This is a genomic window from Trinickia soli (assembly GCF_002879855.1).
GTDB classification, from domain to species: Bacteria; Pseudomonadota; Gammaproteobacteria; order Burkholderiales; family Burkholderiaceae; genus Trinickia; species Trinickia soli.
On the sequence record NZ_PNYB01000026.1, the window covers coordinates 1 to 18,641 of the forward strand.

The 18,641-nt window shown below is 64.7% G+C and carries 20 protein-coding genes; 10 read left to right on the forward strand and 10 right to left on the reverse strand.

All coding sequences use genetic code 11. The features are described from left to right. The first annotated feature begins 313 nt into the window (after window positions 1-313). The 4 genes from C0Z19_RS23075 to C0Z19_RS23090 all read left to right on the forward strand — a co-directional run bounded on the left by C0Z19_RS23075 (window position 314) and on the right by C0Z19_RS23090 (window position 5,133). Window positions 314-874 (forward strand): sugar dehydrogenase complex small subunit, encoded by a 561-nt coding sequence (locus tag C0Z19_RS23075; RefSeq protein WP_102612171.1) that lies wholly within the window; start codon window positions 314-316, stop codon window positions 872-874. Between the two features lie 110 nt (window positions 875-984). Next, window positions 985-2,586, forward strand: a complete 1,602-nt coding sequence (locus tag C0Z19_RS23080; RefSeq protein WP_102612226.1) for a GMC family oxidoreductase — start codon at window positions 985-987, stop codon at window positions 2,584-2,586. Between the two features lie 15 nt (window positions 2,587-2,601). Next, window positions 2,602-4,299: a c-type cytochrome gene (locus tag C0Z19_RS23085; protein ID WP_233196255.1), complete on the forward strand. Its 1,698-nt coding sequence runs from the start codon at window positions 2,602-2,604 to the stop codon at window positions 4,297-4,299. Window positions 4,300-4,389: 90 nt separating this feature from the next. After that, window positions 4,390-5,133 (forward strand): metallophosphoesterase, encoded by a 744-nt coding sequence (locus C0Z19_RS23090; RefSeq protein ID WP_102612172.1) that lies wholly within the window; start codon window positions 4,390-4,392, stop codon window positions 5,131-5,133. Between the two features lie 16 nt (window positions 5,134-5,149). On the opposite strand, the gene C0Z19_RS23095 is transcribed toward C0Z19_RS23090, so the two are convergent. Together C0Z19_RS23095 and C0Z19_RS23100 are read right to left on the reverse strand one after the other, a co-directional pair. Beyond that, window positions 5,150-5,860: an RES family NAD+ phosphorylase gene (locus C0Z19_RS23095; protein WP_102612173.1), complete on the reverse strand. Its 711-nt coding sequence runs from the start codon at window positions 5,858-5,860 to the stop codon at window positions 5,150-5,152. Further along, window positions 5,851-6,300: an MbcA/ParS/Xre antitoxin family protein gene (locus C0Z19_RS23100; RefSeq protein WP_102612174.1), complete on the reverse strand. Its 450-nt coding sequence runs from the start codon at window positions 6,298-6,300 to the stop codon at window positions 5,851-5,853. The genes C0Z19_RS23095 and C0Z19_RS23100 overlap by 10 nt, the downstream gene beginning before the upstream one ends. 206 nt (window positions 6,301-6,506) lie before the next feature. Here C0Z19_RS23100 and C0Z19_RS23105 point away from each other — a divergent pair, with 206 nt between their 5' ends. After that, window positions 6,507-6,953, forward strand: a complete 447-nt coding sequence (locus C0Z19_RS23105; RefSeq protein WP_102612175.1) for a GNAT family N-acetyltransferase — start codon at window positions 6,507-6,509, stop codon at window positions 6,951-6,953. Between the two features lie 16 nt (window positions 6,954-6,969). On the opposite strand, the gene C0Z19_RS23110 is transcribed toward C0Z19_RS23105, so the two are convergent. Beyond that, window positions 6,970-7,848, reverse strand: a complete 879-nt coding sequence (locus tag C0Z19_RS23110; RefSeq protein WP_102612176.1) for a LysR family transcriptional regulator — start codon at window positions 7,846-7,848, stop codon at window positions 6,970-6,972. Between the two features lie 99 nt (window positions 7,849-7,947). On the opposite strand from C0Z19_RS23110, the gene C0Z19_RS23115 reads away from it, so the two are divergent. From C0Z19_RS23115 to C0Z19_RS23125, 3 genes are all read left to right on the forward strand, one after another. Next, window positions 7,948-8,334 (forward strand): tautomerase family protein, encoded by a 387-nt coding sequence (locus tag C0Z19_RS23115; RefSeq protein ID WP_102612177.1) that lies wholly within the window; start codon window positions 7,948-7,950, stop codon window positions 8,332-8,334. Window positions 8,335-8,442: 108 nt separating this feature from the next. Next, window positions 8,443-10,317: a CHAD domain-containing protein gene (locus tag C0Z19_RS23120; protein WP_158243052.1), complete on the forward strand. Its 1,875-nt coding sequence runs from the start codon at window positions 8,443-8,445 to the stop codon at window positions 10,315-10,317. An 85-nt stretch (window positions 10,318-10,402) separates the two neighbouring features. Continuing rightward, window positions 10,403-11,293 carry a TOBE domain-containing protein gene (locus tag C0Z19_RS23125; RefSeq protein ID WP_102612179.1) on the forward strand — a complete coding sequence of 297 codons (891 nt, stop codon included), beginning with the start codon at window positions 10,403-10,405 and terminating at the stop codon, window positions 11,291-11,293. A gap of 76 nt (window positions 11,294-11,369) precedes the next feature. Here the strand turns inward: C0Z19_RS23125 and C0Z19_RS23130 are convergent, their stop codons facing one another. The 4 genes from C0Z19_RS23130 to C0Z19_RS23145 form a co-directional block, all read right to left on the reverse strand. Next, window positions 11,370-12,077 (reverse strand): ABC transporter ATP-binding protein, encoded by a 708-nt coding sequence (locus tag C0Z19_RS23130; RefSeq protein WP_102612180.1) that lies wholly within the window; start codon window positions 12,075-12,077, stop codon window positions 11,370-11,372. Window positions 12,078-12,087: 10 nt separating this feature from the next. Continuing rightward, on the reverse strand, window positions 12,088-12,762 hold the full coding sequence (gene modB / locus C0Z19_RS23135; RefSeq protein WP_102612181.1) for a molybdate ABC transporter permease subunit: 675 nt from the start codon (window positions 12,760-12,762) through the stop codon (window positions 12,088-12,090). 21 nt (window positions 12,763-12,783) lie between these two features. Next, a complete protein-coding gene (gene modA, locus C0Z19_RS23140; RefSeq protein WP_102612182.1) occupies window positions 12,784-13,581 on the reverse strand; it encodes a molybdate ABC transporter substrate-binding protein in 798 nt (265 codons plus the stop codon). 159 nt (window positions 13,582-13,740) lie between these two features. Further along, window positions 13,741-14,436, reverse strand: coding sequence for a phosphatase PAP2 family protein (locus tag C0Z19_RS23145; RefSeq protein ID WP_102612183.1), 696 nt, complete (start codon window positions 14,434-14,436; stop codon window positions 13,741-13,743). Window positions 14,437-14,703: 267 nt separating this feature from the next. Between C0Z19_RS23145 and C0Z19_RS23150 the strand changes: the two genes are divergently transcribed. Beyond that, a complete protein-coding gene (locus C0Z19_RS23150; protein ID WP_102612184.1) occupies window positions 14,704-15,879 on the forward strand; it encodes an extracellular catalytic domain type 1 short-chain-length polyhydroxyalkanoate depolymerase in 1,176 nt (391 codons plus the stop codon). 143 nt (window positions 15,880-16,022) lie between these two features. Continuing rightward, window positions 16,023-16,199 carry a DUF3563 family protein gene (locus C0Z19_RS23155; protein ID WP_102612185.1) on the forward strand — a complete coding sequence of 59 codons (177 nt, stop codon included), beginning with the start codon at window positions 16,023-16,025 and terminating at the stop codon, window positions 16,197-16,199. A gap of 37 nt (window positions 16,200-16,236) precedes the next feature. Here C0Z19_RS23155 and C0Z19_RS23160 read toward each other — a convergent pair whose 3' ends face one another. The 3 genes from C0Z19_RS23160 to C0Z19_RS23170 form a co-directional block, all read right to left on the reverse strand. Further along, a complete protein-coding gene (locus C0Z19_RS23160; RefSeq protein ID WP_102612186.1) occupies window positions 16,237-17,043 on the reverse strand; it encodes a BPSS1780 family membrane protein in 807 nt (268 codons plus the stop codon). Further along, complete coding sequence (locus C0Z19_RS23165; protein ID WP_102612187.1) at window positions 17,034-18,029, reverse strand: homoserine kinase; 996 nt, start codon at window positions 18,027-18,029, stop codon at window positions 17,034-17,036. Before C0Z19_RS23165 ends, C0Z19_RS23160 begins: the two co-directional genes overlap by 10 nt. Window positions 18,030-18,141: 112 nt before the next feature. Further along, the gene (locus tag C0Z19_RS23170; RefSeq protein WP_102612188.1) at window positions 18,142-18,558 is read right to left on the reverse strand and encodes a hypothetical protein; all 417 of its coding nucleotides are present in this window, start codon (window positions 18,556-18,558) and stop codon (window positions 18,142-18,144) included. Window positions 18,559-18,641 lie beyond the last annotated feature (83 nt).

Here is an 18,641-nt window from a genome sequence, read left to right on the forward strand (position 1 = left end):
TCACCCGTTGCCGCTCTCGTTCCTTCGCGCTCATCGACACTAGCCCTTCCACCGTGCCGCCCCCTCACGAACCAAAAGGGGACATTTGTACTTTGTTGGAAGGGGACATTACGACTTTGGGCTAACAATTTTTGTCTCCTGATTGTCTAAATGCTGCGACGCAGCTATATTCGCTGCCTGTGGGCCTGCCCGCGCACGCTGACAGAGAAAGATACCGAAAGACCGCCGGCCGAGGCGGCCGATAAGACCGGAGTCGGGGGTATGCAATGTAAGCCCTGTGCCTGCGTTGTCCTGGATAGAAGCTGGAGCCCACATGACCCATGCCCGAATTCGCCGGCCACGCGACGTGCAGCCGGCTTCGACGCGCAGAGAATTTGTACTGGGCGCATCGGCCTGCGCTGCGGCGTTGGCCGTGACGGCCACGATCGGGTTGCCGTTCGCTTCGCAACGCGCATTCGCGTTTACGCCGCCGGCCGGCGGCGGGCTCGATGCTTTCACGGCGCTTTCCAAACAATTGACCGGGCGCGCGGCGCTCGACGCGACGCTCGCCTCGCGCATTTACGACGCATTGAGCAAAGCCGACAGCGCGTTCGTCGCCGATGTCGCCGCGCTCAACACCTGGCTCAAGACCCACGGCGGCGTGCCGAGCGATACGGTGACAGCCGCGCTGGCAAGCGAGGACGCGCGTTTGTCGAAGACGGTCGGACACATCGTGCGCGCCTGGTACCTCGGCCTCGTCGGCGAGTTGCCGACAGTCCAGGTGCTCGCTTACGAACACGCGTTGATGTTCGATCCGGTGAACGACGTGCTCACAATTCCTTCGTATTGCCGCGACGTGCCGTACTACTGGGCCTCCAAACCGACTGTCGCGTAACGTGACTGCCCCGCGCGGGCGCGGTGGCGACTCGGCAGGCTCGCGAATGGCTCGCTACGCGGTCCGCGCATTTGCAACAGAAGCAGAACAACGAATCAGGCGAAGCGTTTATGGCAAACAACCCCTCGGCCGACGTCGTCGTGGTCGGTTCGGGCGTGGCGGGCAGTCTCGTCGCGCATCAGCTTGCATTGGCGGGCGCCTCGGTCATCCTGCTCGAGGCCGGGCCGCGCATCCCGCGCTGGCAGATCGTCGAAAATTTCCGCAATTCGCCGGCCAAGGACGACTTCGCGACGCCGTATCCGTCGATGCCCTACGCGCCGCATCCCGAATACTCGCCAGAAAACGGCTATCTGATCCAAAAGGGCGACTATCCGTACAACTCGCAGTACCTTCGTCTCGTCGGCGGAACGACGTGGCACTGGGCCGCCGCCGCCTGGCGCCTGCTGCCTTCGGATTTCAAGCTGAAGACGACTTACGGGGTCGGCCGCGATTGGCCGTTTCCGTACGAAGCGCTCGAGCCCTGGTACTACGCGGCCGAGGTTGAGCTTGGCGTGTCCGGGCCGGACAACGCGATCGATCTGGGTTCGCCGCGCTCGAAGCCCTACCCGATGGCGCAACTGCCGCTGTCGTACATGGACGCTCGTTTCAGCGAAGTGCTGAACGCGAACGGCTTCAAGGTGGTGCCCGAACCGGTCGCGCGCAACAGCCGTCCGTACGACGAGCGGCCCACGTGTTGCGGCAACAACAACTGCATGCCGATCTGCCCGATTGGGGCCATGTACAACGGCATCGTGCATGCGGAGAAGGCGGAGCAGGCCGGTGCGACGCTGATCCCGCAAGCGGTGGTCTATCGCATCGAGGCCGACGACAAGGGGCTCATCTCGGCTGTCCATTACAAGAACGCATCGGGCGGCACGACGCGTGTGACGGGCAAGCTGTTCGTGCTTGCCGCGAACGGCATTGAAACGCCGAAGCTGATGCTGATGTCGACATCAAGCAAATTCCCCCACGGCATCGGCAATCGTTCCGACCAGGTCGGGCGCAATCTGATGGACCATCCGGGCACGGGCGTGAGCTTCCTGGCGAACGAAGCGCTGTGGCCCGGGCGCGGGCCGATGGAGATGACGTCGATCGTCAACTTCCGCGATGGGGCGTTTCGTTCCGACTATGCATCGAAGAAACTGCATCTGTCGAACGGCGTGCCGACGATGTCGATCACGGCGGCGCTCATCGACAAGGGCGTGACGGGCGCCGAGCTCGACCGGCAGATCCGCGACCGCGCGGCTCGCACACTGACGATCAACAGCTTCCACGAGCACCTGCCCGAACCGCAGAACCGGATCGTGCCGTCAGCGGACCACAAAGATGCGCTGGGCATCCCGCACCCCGAGATCCACTACTCGATCAACGACTATGTGAAGAAGAGCGCGGCGAACACACACGAACTCTATGCGCAGATCGCGAGTATGTTCGGTGGCCAGGAGGTCAGCTTCGACGATCGCTTCGCCCCGAACAATCACATCATGGGCACGACGATCATGGGCACGGACCCGACGGACTCGGTCGTCGACGCCGAATGCCGGACGCACGACCACCCGAACCTGTTCCTCGCGACGAGCGGCGTGATGCCGACCGCCGCCTCGGTCAATTGCACGTTGACGATCGCGGCGCTGGCGCTGCGGCTCGCCGATAAGCTCAAGCATGAGCTCTGATTGCACGATGACCCGATGAAACTTCCGATGACGAATCAACACCCGGGTTCCGACGCGAGCACCTCGCACTTCGACGCGCAGTCTCATCGCGTGGGACATCGCCCGCTGCGGATGGCCGGTTTTGCGGCCGCCTTCTCGATGTTCGCTTTGTATCTTGCCTGGCATGCGTCGGCCGACAGCGAAACGTCGTCGGCCGACGAAATACCCGTCTCCCTTGCGCGCGCGCAAGGCGGCAGTGAAGTCGCGACGGCCGGTGCGAGCGGCACGAGCGGCACGACGGCGCAGAACGCGATGAGCGCAGCGTCTTCGACGAATGCTTCGGCTGTGCTCAATGCCCCGGCCGTGCCGACCGCCTCTACACCGGCAACGGCGCCGAGCTTGTCGTCCATGGCGAGCGCGGCCTCTTCTGCCACGGCAGCCGCCTCCGCAGCCTCCGCCAACGGGACGGTGGCTTCAGCCCCGGCGGGGCCCGGGGGCGGCGCTGACGAGGCGGCCGCATCGGCCGCGCTGACGGACGCAAACAGCACCGATCTCGTCAAGCGTGGCGAATACCTTGCGCGAGTCGGCGATTGCATCGCCTGCCACACGGCGGACAAGAGCCGTCCGTTCGCGGGCGGTGTGCCGATCGGCACGCCGTTCGGGACCTTGTACACGCCGAACATCACGCCCGATCCCGACACGGGTATCGGCCGTTGGACCGACGCCGATTTTCTGCGGGCCATGCAGGAAGGCGTCGGCAAAGCCGGCCAGCATTTGTATCCCGCGTTCCCATATCCCGAATACACGCGCGTGGCCGAACGCGACCTGCTGGCGATTCGCGCCTATCTGAACACGGTGACGCCGATCCGCTATACGCCGCCGCGCAACAACCTGAACTTCCCGTTCAACCAACGCTGGCTGATGTGGTTCTGGAAGCTGTTCAATTTCCGCCAAGGGCGCTTCGTGCCCGACCCGAAGCAAAGCCCGCAGTGGAATCGGGGGGCTTATCTCGTCGAAGGGCTGGCCCATTGCGAGGAATGCCATACGCCGCGCAACCTGATGCAGGGCCTCAGATCGAGCGATCGCTTCGGGGGTGAAAAGCAGGCCGGATGGCACGCATTCAACGTCACGGCCGACAAAGCGGGCGGCATCGGCAATTGGAGCGACGACGACATCGAGCACTATCTGGCCACGGGCGTGGCGGCCGGTCGGGCGAATGCGGCGGGGCCGATGGCCGACGTCGTGGCTGACAGCACGCAATATCTGTCGCCCGACGACTTGCGGGCGATTCGCATCTACCTGCGCTCGCTGCCCCCGGTCTCCGGCGGACAAATGCATGCGCGCGATCAATGGGGGCGGCCGGCCGACGACGTGAAGCGCTTGCGCGGCGCCCGCGTGACGGGCGTCGACGGTGCGCAATTGTTCCTGGCCAACTGCGCGAGTTGTCACAATTGGACGGGGCAGGGCGTAGGCGGCACGGCGCCGCTTGCCTACCCTTCGCTGATCCATAACAGCACCGTCGGTTCACCCGATGCCGGTAACCTGGTGATGGTGATCCTGCACGGCGTGAATCGTCAGACGAAAGATGCCGACGTGCTGATGCCGGCCTTCGGCGGCGAGTTGAACGACGACCAGATTGCGGCGCTCGCGAACTATGTGACTCAGCGCTTCGGGAACCCAAAGGCGACGGTGACGGCCGGCGACATTGCCAGACTGCGCAAGCGCGCGCAGTAGCGGTACCGATGCACGTATCGATGCCTGTACCGATGTCGATACCCATAGCGATACCTACCCCGATGTCCACCCCGCACTATGATTGCCCGTATGGACACAAGACGCGAGGCTTCTCCGATCGTTTGCCGGCATGCGGCCAATACGGCCGGCCGCGACTTCGTCGTGGGCGATCTGCACGGTTGCGTCGACGCGCTACGTTACCTGCTGCGCGAGATCGTGTTCGATCCCGCGTGCGACCGTCTGTTCTCCGTTGGCGATCTGATCGATCGCGGTAGGCACTCGCGGCAGGCGCTCGCGCTGCTCGACAAGCCTTGGTTCTTCCCTGTGCTCGGCAACCATGAAGAAGCGCTATGCCTCGTCGCTGAAGGCCTGATGCGGCAAAGTGCCTGGAATTCGCTGGGCGGCGAATGGGCGCAGGCGGTGCCTGAGCCGGTTTTGCAGGCTTATGCGGCGCGTCTGCGGACGTTGCCGCTCGTGCGTGTCGTCGGCAGCGGATCGCGTCGCTTCAATGTCCTGCATGCGGAGTTTTTCGGCGATGATGCCGCGCTCGATGCGGGCGACTTCAGCGAGCGTGTGCGTCAGCAAATGTTATGGGGGCGCGAGCTTGCCCTGGGCGGCGGCGTCGCGCAGCGCCAAGCGGGGCTGTCGCCGACCTACTGCGGCCACACGCCGATGCAGGAGGTCGGCCGCATCGGCGCGCAGATCTTCATCGATACCGGCGCATTCGCGGCGACGGGCAAGCTGACAGTCGTCGAGGCGCTGACTTCGCGAACATGGTCGATCTCGGTTGCGCAGGCGCTGTTCGAGGGCGCCGACCAGATGTCGCTGCCCTGAAATTGCCGTGGCGGGTTCAGCCGATCTGATTCAACTCGAAGACGCTGTCGATCGCACTGCCGTTCCAGTTGTATTCCAAATAGGCGGCATGTCGACAATCACGCAATAACGTCGTCCTGAACGCGGCCAGGCACTCCCCCTCTGAATCGCGCACGGACGGATAAACGATCCCTGCCGCGCCTGCTTCCCGGAGTTGCCGGCCGAGCGCCTGGCCGGCCGAATAGTCCGTTGGAGAGAGGACGGCGGCGTCGAGCGCCGGATCGTTGCGCAGATCGATCGTCTCGCCGCGCGCGCGAACCGTATAGAGCCGCATCTGCTGACGCAGCGGCGGTTCCTTCGTTGCGGCGAGAAACAGCGTGGCGTGGTAGCGCGTTTCGGCGACCGCGGTGCGGGCCTCGCGTGCGCAATAGAAGATGCCGTAACTACCATCCGAAAAGCGACTACCGAGCGGATTCAGGTGCGTGAACGCGGCCATGATCGGCCCGCAGCCGGGGCCGAAGCAGCGCTCCTCGGCCGGGACGAGATCGAGCTCACCCACTTCCGTGCGCAAACGGTCGTTCGTCATGGCTTCGAGCGCATAGAGGGCGTCGAAGTCTTCCGACGACGCCACGCGATCGAACAGATTCACAGCCGGAAACCGGGTTGGGATGACGCGGTACGCCGGCGACCAATCGATGTGGGCGAGCCGTGCGGGCAATGGACGGTTTTCGGCCTTCGTCACGCCCATCCGCCTCGCATGGCGTCGAGGTATTGGCGCACGGCGACGAGATCGCTGACATTGCCGGCCAGCATGCGATCGAGCGCGCTCGATCCGCCGAACGGCGCGGCGCTGTTCGGCCGTTTGACCCAGGCGTCCGCGGCCGCAGGCTCCGGCAACAGAATCTGCAATGCCTTATAGACGCCGAGCAGCAGCGACAGACGCTCGAGCGTATCGCGCGAGAGGCGCGCAGACTCAGGCGCCGCCTTCCATTTGAAAAAAGTCGAACGGCCCGGCGAGCCAAGCAGCACGATCTGCTCGTCGATGGCGAGACCCCAATCGCGCGCGATGTTGAAGAACGCCCGGAGCCCGGCCGCGGACATGTCCGCAATCGACGGAGCGGCGCCGTGCGAAGGCCTTCGGGCGCGCGCGGAGGCTGACGACAGATGATGAACGGCGGCGGGCGACATGATTAATCTCTATTTGAACCACAAGTCGATGTTAGTCTATTTGTGGATTAATGCAAGGTCATCGTTGCCGTGACGCCCAAAAGCGTGCATGGAAACGGTGCCCCACAGCTTGCGCGCCCGCTGCAACGCGGGGCGACCTGCGTTAAGATTGGCGCACTGCGCTGCGATGGCGCCCTTTTTTATTCAGATGGCTGGAGCCAGAAGCGATGACGGTGACGATACGCAGAATCGAAGCGCGCGACGAAGCGCGGTGGCGTGAGCTGTGGGACGGTTACACGCGTTTTTACGAACGCGAGCCTTCCGAGCCGGTCACGCAGCATGCGTGGTCGCGTATCCTCGATGACCGCTCGGCCGTCTACGCGATCGTTGCCGAACGCGATGGCGAAGTGATCGGCATTGCGCACTACGTCATTCACGAAAGCACATCGTTGCTGGCGCCCGTCTGCTATTTGCAGGATCTCTTTGTCGATCCGGCGGTCCGTGCCGGCGGGGTCGGCCGGCAGTTGATCGATTGGCTCCTCGAAGAGGCGAAGGCGCAAGGCTGGTCGCGCCTTTACTGGACCACGAAGGAAAACAACTATCGCGCACGCGGGCTTTATGACAGCTACACGCCGCGCAGCGAGTTCGTGCAGTATCGGATCGACATTCGCTGAGCGCACGCGAGCCGCCTCACACCCTCGCGAGAGACTTCGCCAGCAGGCGCAGCGAATCTGCCGAGCGCGGCTCGCGCACGCGCGAATACATGACGACGTGCGATTCGGGCAGCGGCGGCAAGCCGAACTTCTGACCGACATCGACGACGCCGGGCGGCGCGGCGCGCCAAGCGAGCGGGGACAGGGCGAGTCCGGCCGCGATCGCCGCACCGATCGCGGCAATGCCGCCGCCGACGAACGTTTCCTCCCAATTTACCGAGGCGGCCTGCAACGCGCGCACGGCGGCAGCGCGCACGCCGCAGGGCCCGGAGAGAAAGGCGAGCGGCAACGGTTCGCCTGCCGGCGGCGCCCAATCGGCGGCTGCGACCCAGACGAGCGGCTCCACGAACAGGGCCTCGCCGTCCCATGCGCCTCCCAAATGCGCCGTGCGCGCCGCGATTTCATCGGGCTCATGTCGCACGATGACGGCATCGAGGCGCCTCGTGTCGTATTGGCTGACGAGGTCACCCGACGACCCGAGATGCATTTCGACGACAAGGCGCGGATCGTGCCGATGCAGGCTGGCGACGAGCGGCGCCAGGTTCTGACCGGCGACGTGTTCGCTGAGGCCGACTTTAAGACGCCGTCGCTCGGCGGCGCCAAGCGAGCCCAGTGCGCGTTCATGGGCGACCAGCAGTTCGCGCGCTGCATCGAGAAATCCGCTGCCTGCGACGGACAAGCGCACCGAACGCGGCGTGCGCTCGAACAACGGCTTGCCGAGATGCGCCTCGAGCCGCTTTACCTTGAGACTGACGGCCGATTGCGTCGTGCCGAGGAGATCGGCAGCGCGCGTAAAGCTGCGTAGGTCGGCAACATGAACGAAAGCACGGACGGCATCGAGGTCGAGCACATTCATTTCCGTTTGAAATGATAGAAATATAGAGACATTTCTGTTCATTATTACTGACGCACGGTATCTTGCCTACACCTCGTTACAAAAACACGGAGAGAAGTCATGCCGCTCGCGAGAATTTCACTGCCTGCCGGCCGATCGGCCGCCTACAAACAAGCCGTGGCGGACGGCGTGCTACGCGCGCTGGTCGACACATTCAATGTTCCGCAGGACGATCAGTTCATGGTCCTGACCGAGCACAAGGCCGAGGATCTGATCTATAACCGGACCTATCTGGGCATCGAGCGCAGCGACGGCTTCGTCATGATCCAGTTGACCGTCAGCAATACGAGACCGTTGGAAAAGAAGCGGGCGCTCTACCGCCGTATCGTGGAACTGCTGGCGGAGAACCCGGGCGTGCGCAAGGAAGACGTGTTCATCAGCCTGGTCGAGGTGCTGCCGGAGAATTGGTCGTTCGGCAACGGGGAAGCGCAATACGTTCCGGGCTGAGGGGCCGGCCTTCCCCCCGGGGGCAATGCGCGGTTGCCGACGCAATACAGCCATCCCCCGGCCCAGGCGTGTGTAACATGAAGGTCGCACGTCATGGGGGCAGCGAGGATGTCGGACACTGTCGAACTCGTGCTCGTGGTCGAGTTGACGGCCGCGAGCGAATGGATGGCGGGACCCACGGCTTCGCCCCCGCACGAAGGCGCGACCCGTCGAAGTGCCGCGAAGGGATCGGCGAAACCAACCCGCAGACGTGCGGACACGCACGCGCAAGCTGCGCATGCGGACATTGCCGCGACCATCGCCGCTGCCGTCAGTCGCATGCCGGCCGTCAGCGCGCTGAGCGAGTGGGCGTCGTCGACGATTCGGGCGTACGTCGATCCGACGGGGACGACGCAGGTACTGCTGCGCGTCGATGCGAGCGGCGTTGAGCGCGCGACGGCGCGGCACTTCCGTGAACTCGCGCCCGGTGTTCGGCTGTGCACGACGATAGCGGAGACCACGCTCGATCGCAGCAGGCCGCTTGAACCCGACGATGCGTTGCCCGCCTGCATCCGGGATGCATTGGGCAAGCCGAATGACTGCACGCCATCGCCCGCCCTCGCGGCGCGCCGCGTCGCATGGCGACGGAGTACGCCGGATGGCGCTGTGGTCGACATCGAGCTTCACGATGTGCGCGCCGCATTGTGCGAAGAGGGGGCGGACGCCGCCGTACAGCCCGCGAGGGCGCTTGAACGGCAAACGTCGCCGCCGGCGACCGATGCGCCCGACCGAACGCACGCGCCAATCGCATTTTGCGAGTTGCGACTCGCGGCGTGGATCGACGAAGCGCCGACGGCTGCAAACGTCGTGTCCGACAGCCCGCTGGCAGCACCCGAAAGCGAGCCGCACGCGGGCATTGAAACCTCGGGGGCCGTGGGGACCCAGCCAGGCGAATCGGCTGCTCCGACAATCGCCGCGTTGCAGTCATTGTTCGCGACGGCCGATGCGTTGGCTGCTACGTTGCCGGTGTTTCCGGCGCTCACCGACGGCTACGCGCGCGTATGCGCAGCCACTGCTGCCGCTGCTCCGTCTGCCGCTGCCCAGGCCGCGCGCCACGTGCCGATCCGCGCGAAGCGTGTCGATTTGTCGCGTGCGCGCACTCCACACGACGCCTTCGTCGCCGTCAGCGGCAGCATCGCTCGACAATGGTTCGGCAACGAATCCGGCGTGCGCGCTCGCACCGATCCCGAGTTCGTGCATCAAACGCGTGTCGCGTTGCGTCGCTTCAAAAGCCTGATGAAGACATTCCGGCAATGGGGCGACGAAACGTGGGAGCGCTCGATTGCCCCCGATCTGGATTGGCTCGGCGCCTTGCTTGGACAAGCGCGCGATCTCGATGTGTTCGTCGATGCCACGCTCCCGATGTTGGTCGCCGCGGATCTCGATCCATCCGCCTGGGCGCCGTTGCAGGCGCGCGCCGCGGCGCGGCGTGACGAAGCGCGCGAACAGCTGCGGCGGGCGCTGCGGACGCATCGGTACGCAGCGCTCTCGCTGGCGTGGCTCAAATGGATCGCCATGCAGCGCTTGTCGGCCGGGCCGCTTGCAATGACCGATAAATCCCTGGCGAGCTATGCCGCCAAGCGCGTGTGCAAGCATCACGCGCGTCTATGCGCGAAGCCCGGGCTGACGGCGCTGAGCCCGGCCGAGCGGCACCGTCGCCGAATCGAGGCGAAGCGTTTGCGCTACACGCTCGAATTCTTCGAATCACTGGCATCGCGCAAAACCCGACGCAACATGTCGAAGCAACTGGGCCGAATTCAAAGTGTGCTGGGCGATGGCAGCGACGCAACGGCGGCATTGCGCTTTCTCGAAGCGCTCGCGGCAGCGCCCTATCAACAAGGCTTTGCACGCGGATGGTGCGAAGCGGTAAACCGCTGGTCGGCGGTCGAGGGCGAGCGGCTCGTCAGCGAGTTGCGCAAACCGAAGATCGTACGTGGCCGATGACGGGTGACAGGTGACAGTGCGGCATGCACGTATGGCGCGCCGCCTATAATCGGGATTCCCGTCAGCACACCACCATTCAATCCTTATGAGCGAACATTCGCCGTCGCCGGTTCCTTCGGGTGCCGACGACTCCTCGCATGCGCCCGTCGAACTCGGCGGTTCGGTCTGGCTGCGCGCGGGGCACGAAACCTTGGGTGGCGCGGCACGCATTGCGCTGTTGTCGGCTATTCGGGATACGGGGTCGATCACGGCTGCGGCGAAGGCCGTCGGGATCAGCTACAAGGCTGCATGGGATGCCGTCGATGCGATGAACAACATCGCCGGCGAAGCGCTTGTCATGCGTTCCGTCGGCGGCAAGGGTGGCGGTGGCACGACGCTGACGCCGCGCGGCCGTCGTCTCATCGAAACCTTCAACGCCGTCGAGCGCGAGCATCGCAGGTTCATCGCGCGCGCGAGCGCCGCGATCGAACATTTCGCAGGCGATTGGGCATTGATCGGGAGAATCGGAATGAAGACCAGCGCACGTAATCAGCTCTATGGAACGGTGTCGGCCGTCACGCGCGGCAGCGTCAACGACGAGATTTCGCTCGCGCTGCCGGGCGGGCAGACGATCGTTGCGGTCATCACGCACGAGAGCACGGAGACACTAGGTCTTGTCGTCGGCGCGCCGGCATTCGCACTCGTCAAGGCGTCGTGGGTGATGCTCATGGCGAACGACGCCGCCGCGGGACAACCGTTGCGCCTTTCGGCCCGCAATCAATTACGCGGCACCGTCACGCAGGTCACGCGCGGCGCAGTCAATGCGGAAGTATCGTTGACGCTCGATGGCGCGGTGGGCGCTGCGCCTGATCCGAACGCCACGGTGGTTACGGCGATCGTCACAAACGAAAGCGTCGACGCGCTGGGGCTCGCGGCGGGCAAGCACGCGGTTGCGGTGTTCAAGGCATCGAGCGTGATTCTCGGCACCGCCGACTAGCGCTGCGGATCGCCGGGGACCGCACGAGCCGGAGAGGGGCGCTCAGCAGTCGCCACGCAAGCGCGGATTCGAAGCATCACTCCGGCGTATTGCGCGCGACGAACGCCGGGTAGTGCTCGCTTTCCTGCACGCGCCCTTGATCGATCTGCACCACCTGGTCGCCAAACACGGCGACGTCGGCATCGTCGTGCGTGATGAGCACCATCGGGATATCGAGCCGCGTTTGCAGATCGGACAGCTCGCGGCGCATGCGCTCGCGCATGTTGGCGTCGAGCGCCGCGAACGGTTCGTCCAGCAACAAAATGCGCGGTTGAGCCACGAGCGCACGCGCAAGTGCGACGCGTTGCTTTTGTCCGCCGGAAAGCTGGTTCGGATAATTGCCCGCCACGGCATTCAACTCGAACGCATCGAGCCAGTATTCGACTTCGCGCAATCGCTCGTGCGCACGCGGGTTGAGCCAACCTCGCCGCAACGCGAAGCTGACGTTTTGCCGCACGTTCAAATGCGGAAACAGCGCGTAGTCCTGGAACAGATAGGCAGCACCGCGCGATCGCGCGGGCACGTCGATGGCGCGCGCCGCATCGAACAACGGTTCGCCGCCGAGCGTGATGGCGCCGCTGTCCGGCTTGAGCAGCCCGGCTACGGCCTGCAACGTCAGTGACTTGCCCGCACCCGAGGGGCCGAACAGGACGATGCGCTGGCAACTGCCGGTAAACGAAACCGACAGGTCGAAGCGGCGTTCCCGCGTCACCAGTGTCTTTCGAATATCGACGGTCAGCGTCATCGCGATGCCTTTAGCGTGACGTCAGCAGCGAATGCTGCGGTACGAGCCGTCCGGCAACGAGCAGCACGACCACACAGACGACGGACGTGACGAGCACGAGGACATTGGCCGTATGATCGTCACCGGCTTGCACAGCCGAATACACCGCGACCGATAGCGTTTGCGTGCGCCCGGGCAGATTGCCGGCAATCATCAGCGTCGCGCCGAATTCACCGAGGCCCCGGGCGAACGCGAGCAACGCGCCCGCGACGATGCCGCGGGCGGCGAGCGGCAAGGTGACGCGGAAGAACAATGCGGCTTCGCCGATACCGAGCGTGCGCGCGGCATGTTCGAGCTGCGGATCGATGGATTCGAACGCAGCGCGGGCCGATTTGAGCACGAGCGGGAACGCGGCGATCATCGCCGCGATGACGGCGCCTTGCCACGTAAACACGAGACGCAGGCCGAACGTGTCGAGCCAGCCGCCGATCGGGCCGCGTCGCCCGAGTAGCACGAGCAGGTAATAGCCGAGCACGGTGGGCGGCATGACGAGCGGCAGCGTCAACAATGCGTCGATGACGTCGCGCGCGCTCGAGCGCCAACGTGCGAGCGCCAGCGCGGCCGCGACGCCAAAAACGATATCGAGCGCCGTCGCCCATCCGGCAACTTTCAGCGACAGCGCGAGTGGAATCCAGGCGTCTTGCACGGCGTGGGGCTCGATCGGGTGTCAGTGCTGCGCCACCGGCCGGAAGCCGAATCTGGCGAGAATGGCTTGGCCGTCCTTCGACAGCACGAATTGCGCGAACGCCTTGGCGTCCGCTGCATGCTTGCTCCCTTGCACGAGCGCGATCGGATAGGTGACAGGCGTCCCGGTCGGCACCGCGGCGGCGACCTTGACCGTTTGCGGCATCATCGCGGCATCGGTGCCGAAAACGAAGCCTGCCTCCGCCTCGCCGCGGGCCACGTAATCGAGGCTTTCGCGGACATTGCCGGCCAGTACGGCTTTCGGGCTGACGATATCCCATGCTCCTTCGCGTTGGAGCGCAGCTTGCGCATAACGCCCGGCCGGGACCGACGCGGGGTTGCCGAGTGCGACGTGCTTGACCTGAGGCAGAGCCAGCGTCTCGCGCACCGATCGCATCGGCAGCGTGCTGTCGGCCGGGACGATCATGACCAGTGAATTAGCTGCGAAATCGCGGCGCGTGTCCGCTAGCACCGCTTTGGCGTCCACGGCTTTGTCCATGGCCTTTTCATCGGCCGATGCGAACACATCGGCGGGCGCCCCGTTCACGATCTGTTGCAGCAGCACATCCGATGCGCCGAAATTGAGCACCACCTTCGTGTCGGCGTGCGTCTTTTCGAAGGCGGTGGCCATCTGACGAAACGCATTGGTCAAGCTGGCGGCCGCGGACACGACGAGTTCGTCCGCATGCGCCGCGCGCTGGCCCGCGAACGCGGCCACGGCAAATGCGCATATCGCGGCAGTGCGGGCATACCGACGGACGGTGTGGATTCGGTCGTTCATGATCGAAGCGCAGGATCTGAAAGCGACATCGTAATATAGCCAAGGTAATAGCGCATCAGCCGATGTTAAACATATGAAGGCGCGGATAACCGGGCCCGGGGCACATAAGCGGGATCGTTCGTGGAGGCCGGGCGGGCGATGGCCCGATTGGCCCGGCGTTCAGGTCACGGTGGAGGGCAGGGCGGCGCTGTGGCCCGACGGGGCGGCCGGTACAGGCCGTGGTGCTTCGTGGTCTACGCGCCAACGTGCGCGGATGAACGGCCGATCGCGGCCCGACAAATGCAGCGCGATGTGCGTGATCCAATACTGCGTCGGCACCCGCACGTCGTGCAGTGCCACGGTCAGCATGAGCAGGCTGACTGCGACCGGTACGGCGGAGAGCTTGCCGGGCTTGGCATCCCACGCCCACCAGACGAAAAGCACGGCCGCGAGCGCGCCGACCGTGCAACCGGCCACGGCTTCCGACGGCGAGTGCGCACTGAGCACGACGCGCGACAGCCCGACGGCGAGCCCGGCCGCCAGGCCGCACGCGACGCCCACGAGCCGGATGACGGTCCGCGTCGGCAACAGCGTCAGAAAGAAAGCGACGGGATAGACGGCCGTCGACAGCATCGCATGCCCGCTCACTCCCGTGAAATTCCACTCGCGCACGCCGACGCCCCAGCCCAGGAAAGCGATTTTCGTCAGCGTGACGATGGCCGCTGCCGCGCCGATGATCCCGAGCCAGCCGGCGGCGAGGCGCCACGAGTAGCCGAGCGTGAGCCAGAGCGCGATCGCCACGGCGAGCGGCAGGGTGAGGCCCGCGCCGCCGAGGCGCGTAATCGAAAACCAGAGGTGAAGCGGCAGGTCGTGCATATCGAACGTATGCCAGGCGGGGTGGCCGCGCGGCTCCTATCTATTCAACGCGCGAGCGCCGGAATCGACGACACGCGAGAAGGGAAGGGACAGTATAACGAGCGCCGCGGCTTGTGGACGCCCCGGAAGTGCGATCGCGCACGGGCGGCAGAGTTCCAATCAATGAGATCGCACTCGGGGAGCGATAGGCGAAGAGGGTATATTGTGCATTGCGTCAAAAAGCGGCGCCGCGGTACTCATCAGTCCCTTTTTAGCGAGCCATGACCAATGACCAAAAGTCTGACGAAACTCTGGCTGCAGGGCCTCAAGCGCTGGATGAACGGCGTGCCGGCCGCGCAAGCGGAGTCGTTGCGCCAAGCCACAAAGAAGAAGCGCCGCAAGCGTGCCGATTCGACAAAGGGCCCCGCGGGTACCGGCGTCGGCAGCGTGCGTGCCGCTCGCGCCGCCCGTGAGCCGCGCGATTCGGGCAAAACGCGGGAGTCGCGCGTTCGTCCGCGCGCGGGCGCATGGACGAAGGGCGAGTGGACGCGTTCCTACCATTCAGCCCCGCCTTTGCCGGGGCGTCTCGTCAATCATTTGTCGTACGGCCTCTATGTTCCGCCGACGGCTGCCGGCCGGGCGATGCCGCTGCTCGTCATGCTGCATGGTTGCAAACAGACGATCGACGAATTCGCGATGGGCACGCGCATGAACCTCGTGGCCGACGCTAACGGGTTCGCGGTCGTCTATCCCGAGCAATCCAAGCACGCGCATGCGCACCGATGTTGGCATTGGTACGACGACGTCGACACGGCGGGCCTCGGGGAGGCGCGTGCGGTCGTCTCGCTCGTCGACTTCCTGATCGAGCATCATGGCGTCGACCCGGAGCGCATCTATCTGGCGGGGTTGTCGGCGGGCGCGGGACTCGCCTCGCTGCTGGCGCTTCACTATCCCGAGCGCTTTGCGGCTGTTGCTTTGCATTCCGCACCGGCATTGGGCGAAGCCCACTCCGGGATGACCGCGATGGACGTCATGCGGCGCGGCGCCCGGCGCGATCCGATCGCGCTCGTCGACGCCCTCGTGGACGCAGCCCGCTACCCGGGGATGCCGGCCATCATCGTGCATGGCGACGCGGACCGCGTCGTGGCGCCGAAAAACGCCGAACAGCTGGGCCTCGCATTCTTGCGCTTGAACGGCTTTGTCGATCACTCGGGCAATTTCGTGACAGGTTCGCTGCACGAGACGACCGAGGGCGCGGCGCACATCAACGATTATTCGACGGGCAATCGTGCAATCGTGCGCGTGTGCCGCGTCGCCGGCCTGGGGCATGCGTGGGCGGGCGGCGATGAAGCGGTCCCGTTCCATTCCGGGACGGGGCCCGACGCGAGCGCAATGATCTGGGCCTTCCTCCGCGAACATCGCCGTCGCCGCACAACCGCAGCAAGAAAAGCGGCAGTCCGCTGACGCACCCGCGGCCGCCTCCGTGAGCTGGACATCCGATGCGAAAACGCCACAGTCTCGGATGACACTGGCGCACATCTAGGGTTTTCCCTATAATGCGGGTTATTGCCTAGGTGTTAACACCTATCTTCTGTGCGAGGCCCGTCATGTTCCTACTTAGCCGCCTGTTTCTGTTCCTGACCCAAACCGCCGACGAGCGTCAAAAGGTACGCAACGACGCGTACCTGGCCGAAGCCACCGATCTGTACGATCTCGAATTCCGTATGCGCAAGCTCGACCGCGAAGCCGCAGTCCCGCATCCGTCCTGGCAAGCGGCGCGCTAAGCGCTGACGTTCCAGCATCAAGCGCGCACCGGCTCGATCAGATGCCGGGCGCGTCCGGTGCGTCGGTCCGGCCGGGCTCCTGCACGCCGTAGCAGCCCCGGTAGGTTGCGTAGAACGAGCAATAGAGCATCGTCGTCAGCGTCATCGATGCAGGAAACAGGACGCCGAACGCATATTCGCGCGCGCCAATCGCATCCATCAACAGCGAAAGCCCCGTCGATACGACGATCGCGGTGAGCAGCCACAGTGCGCCATAGACAATGAACGCGCCGCGGTTGCGCCAGCAGGTCATCAAGCTGAAAAACATCGCTTTGACCGGCGAGATGTCGTGCCAGGCCGTCAGCACCGGCGCGAACCAGAACAGCATCGCAACGGGCACATAGCACGCGAAGGACACAAGCGCGGGCAGCAGAAGCGGGCTACCGGCCAGCGTCTCGGGCGTGGCAGCCTGCGTGCCCATCATCAGCTTGAAGAGCGTGCCTCCATCCACGAGCGCCGAGCTCGCGAAAACGAGCGCGATCGCCACCACATAGACGCCGCCAAGCTCCAATAAGCGTATCGACGCAGTCGCGCCGTGCGCTCGAAACCCCTCGGCCAGCACCGTCGGAAATACGAGCTTCCCGGCCACCGTGTCGCGGCATGCGGCCATGAACCCCACTGCAACCCCCGGAATCAAGACAAGCGGCAGCAGCGCGCCGATGATCGGGATCATCGAAACGGCCCACATAGCGAGCAGGTAAGTGAAAAAGATCGCCAGAAATCCAAGCGGATTGCGACGAAACAGCCAGATGCCTTGGCGATACCAGACGTAGCCGGTCTTTGCGGGAACTTCGGTTAATTGCATGTATGTGACGCACTCAGAGGCGCGACGCCGGCAAGGCGTGAGCGCAAGATGCGTTCGAAGTGAGTGGGATCGTGCGGCTTCAGCATTTCTGCTGCGCGCGGCAAATAAAAATCGTACAGCCGAGACATCCAGAAGCGGTAGGCGCCCGCGCGCAACATGTCGGTCCAGTGGCGCTGCTCTTCCTTGGTAAAAGGGCGCACGGTTTGATACGCGCGCAGCAAAGCGTCCGTGCGTTGCGGGTCGAGTTCGCCGGTGGCGAGATCGATACACCAGTCGTTCACCGTCACGGCTATGTCAAAGAGCCACTTGTCGCAGCCGGCGAAATAAAAATCGAAGAAGCCGCCGAGCCGGACCGTGTGACCGGTGCCGGGCGCGACCGGATCGAACAAGACGTTATCCCGAAAGAGATCGCAATGACAGGGGCCGCCGGGTAGCGCAGCGTAGTCGTCCGAGGCGAAAAACGCGCGCTGATGCGCGAGCTCGGACTCGAGCAGTTCACGTTGCGCGCCGGTCAGGAACGGCGACACTTGCGGCGCAGTTTCTTCCCACCAGGCCAGACTACGCAGATTCGGCAAATACGGTACGAAATCGCGCCCTGCCAGGTGCATCCGTGCGAGCATCTGCCCCACTTCGGCGCAATGCTCGACGCCTGGCGACAGTTGCGCCGCGCCGGGCAGCTTCGTCACGATCGCCGCCGGCTTGCCGTGCAGCAGACCGAACAACGTGCCGTCTTCGCGTGGCAGCGGGTCGGGCACGGGCACCTGGTGCTTGGCCAGATGGCGCATCAGTTCGAGATAGAACGGCAACTGATCGGCCGTCAGTTTTTCGAAGATCGTGAGCACATAAGCACCGCGCGTCGTCGTCAAAAAGAAGTTGCTGTTTTCGATCCCGGACGGAATACCGCGGAATTCGACGACTTCGCCGAGATCGTAGTGGCGCATCCAGTGCGCGAGGTCGGTTTCGTTGACGGCGGTAAAGACGGCCATGCGTGAGGCTTCGAGTGCGATTGAGGGTGGAGCGACGGCGCGCAGGCTTGCCGCACGGTGCTTGCCGGCCGCGCAGACAGGCATATGGCGGATCTTGCGCGGCGCAGGCGGTTCAGTAGTGCAGGTTGATCGACGGCAGGCGCGTGCTCGGTTGAGCGCTGCTGTGGACCTTCGGCGACGTATCGGGCGAGGCGCTCATTTGATAGTGCGTGCCGAAGTTCGAATGGATGTCGATTTCGACGGGCTTGCCGCGGTCGCGATATTCGGTGATTTCGGTCCCGTTCGCGCTTTTCTCGTAGAAGCTCGGCTTGCGCGGCACGTCGTTGATATCGACCTTCGACGAAACTTCGGCAGCAGGGCGGTTGATCTTGGTCAGATCGGGCAGGCCGGCCGCCTCGTTGGCGGAGCGCTGAGCTTCGCGCGCTTGCGCGTCGTCGGCGGGTGCGGCCGCCAGCGCGAGATGCGGTGCGGCGGCGAGACTCGCGACGGCTAGCGCCGCGCAAACGGCGGCGGAAAGGTACGGCTTCATGGTGGGTCTCCGGAAGATCTTTGAATTCTAGCAAATGCGCCTCTCGATCCGCCTGCAGCCCAAAGAAAACGTCGTGCGCGCCA

Excerpts from the sequence above, each read along its gene's own strand:
- C0Z19_RS23145 (WP_102612183.1), bottom strand. The coding sequence starts at position 14,436 with ATGCACGACCTGCCGCTTCACCTCTGGTTTTCGATTACGCGCCTCGGC.
- C0Z19_RS23160 (WP_102612186.1), bottom strand. The coding sequence starts at position 17,043 with ATGCAATTAACCGAAGTTCCCGCAAAGACCGGCTACGTCTGGTATCGC.
- C0Z19_RS23080 (WP_102612226.1), top strand. The coding sequence starts at position 985 with ATGGCAAACAACCCCTCGGCCGACGTCGTCGTGGTCGGTTCGGGCGTG.
- C0Z19_RS23110 (WP_102612176.1), bottom strand. The coding sequence starts at position 7,848 with ATGAATGTGCTCGACCTCGATGCCGTCCGTGCTTTCGTTCATGTTGCC.
- C0Z19_RS23130 (WP_102612180.1), bottom strand. The coding sequence starts at position 12,077 with ATGACGCTGACCGTCGATATTCGAAAGACACTGGTGACGCGGGAACGC.
- C0Z19_RS23075 (WP_102612171.1), top strand. The coding sequence starts at position 314 with ATGACCCATGCCCGAATTCGCCGGCCACGCGACGTGCAGCCGGCTTCG.
- modA (WP_102612182.1), bottom strand. The coding sequence starts at position 13,581 with ATGAACGACCGAATCCACACCGTCCGTCGGTATGCCCGCACTGCCGCG.
- C0Z19_RS23090 (WP_102612172.1), top strand. The coding sequence starts at position 4,390 with ATGGACACAAGACGCGAGGCTTCTCCGATCGTTTGCCGGCATGCGGCC.
- C0Z19_RS23085 (WP_233196255.1), top strand. The coding sequence starts at position 2,602 with ATGAAACTTCCGATGACGAATCAACACCCGGGTTCCGACGCGAGCACC.
- C0Z19_RS23150 (WP_102612184.1), top strand. The coding sequence starts at position 14,704 with ATGACCAAAAGTCTGACGAAACTCTGGCTGCAGGGCCTCAAGCGCTGG.
- C0Z19_RS23170 (WP_102612188.1), bottom strand. The coding sequence starts at position 18,558 with ATGAAGCCGTACCTTTCCGCCGCCGTTTGCGCGGCGCTAGCCGTCGCG.
- C0Z19_RS23115 (WP_102612177.1), top strand. The coding sequence starts at position 7,948 with ATGCCGCTCGCGAGAATTTCACTGCCTGCCGGCCGATCGGCCGCCTAC.
- C0Z19_RS23100 (WP_102612174.1), bottom strand. The coding sequence starts at position 6,300 with ATGTCGCCCGCCGCCGTTCATCATCTGTCGTCAGCCTCCGCGCGCGCC.
- C0Z19_RS23105 (WP_102612175.1), top strand. The coding sequence starts at position 6,507 with ATGACGGTGACGATACGCAGAATCGAAGCGCGCGACGAAGCGCGGTGG.
- C0Z19_RS23125 (WP_102612179.1), top strand. The coding sequence starts at position 10,403 with ATGAGCGAACATTCGCCGTCGCCGGTTCCTTCGGGTGCCGACGACTCC.
- C0Z19_RS23120 (WP_158243052.1), top strand. The coding sequence starts at position 8,443 with ATGTCGGACACTGTCGAACTCGTGCTCGTGGTCGAGTTGACGGCCGCG.
- C0Z19_RS23165 (WP_102612187.1), bottom strand. The coding sequence starts at position 18,029 with ATGGCCGTCTTTACCGCCGTCAACGAAACCGACCTCGCGCACTGGATG.
- C0Z19_RS23155 (WP_102612185.1), top strand. The coding sequence starts at position 16,023 with ATGTTCCTACTTAGCCGCCTGTTTCTGTTCCTGACCCAAACCGCCGAC.
- C0Z19_RS23095 (WP_102612173.1), bottom strand. The coding sequence starts at position 5,860 with ATGGGCGTGACGAAGGCCGAAAACCGTCCATTGCCCGCACGGCTCGCC.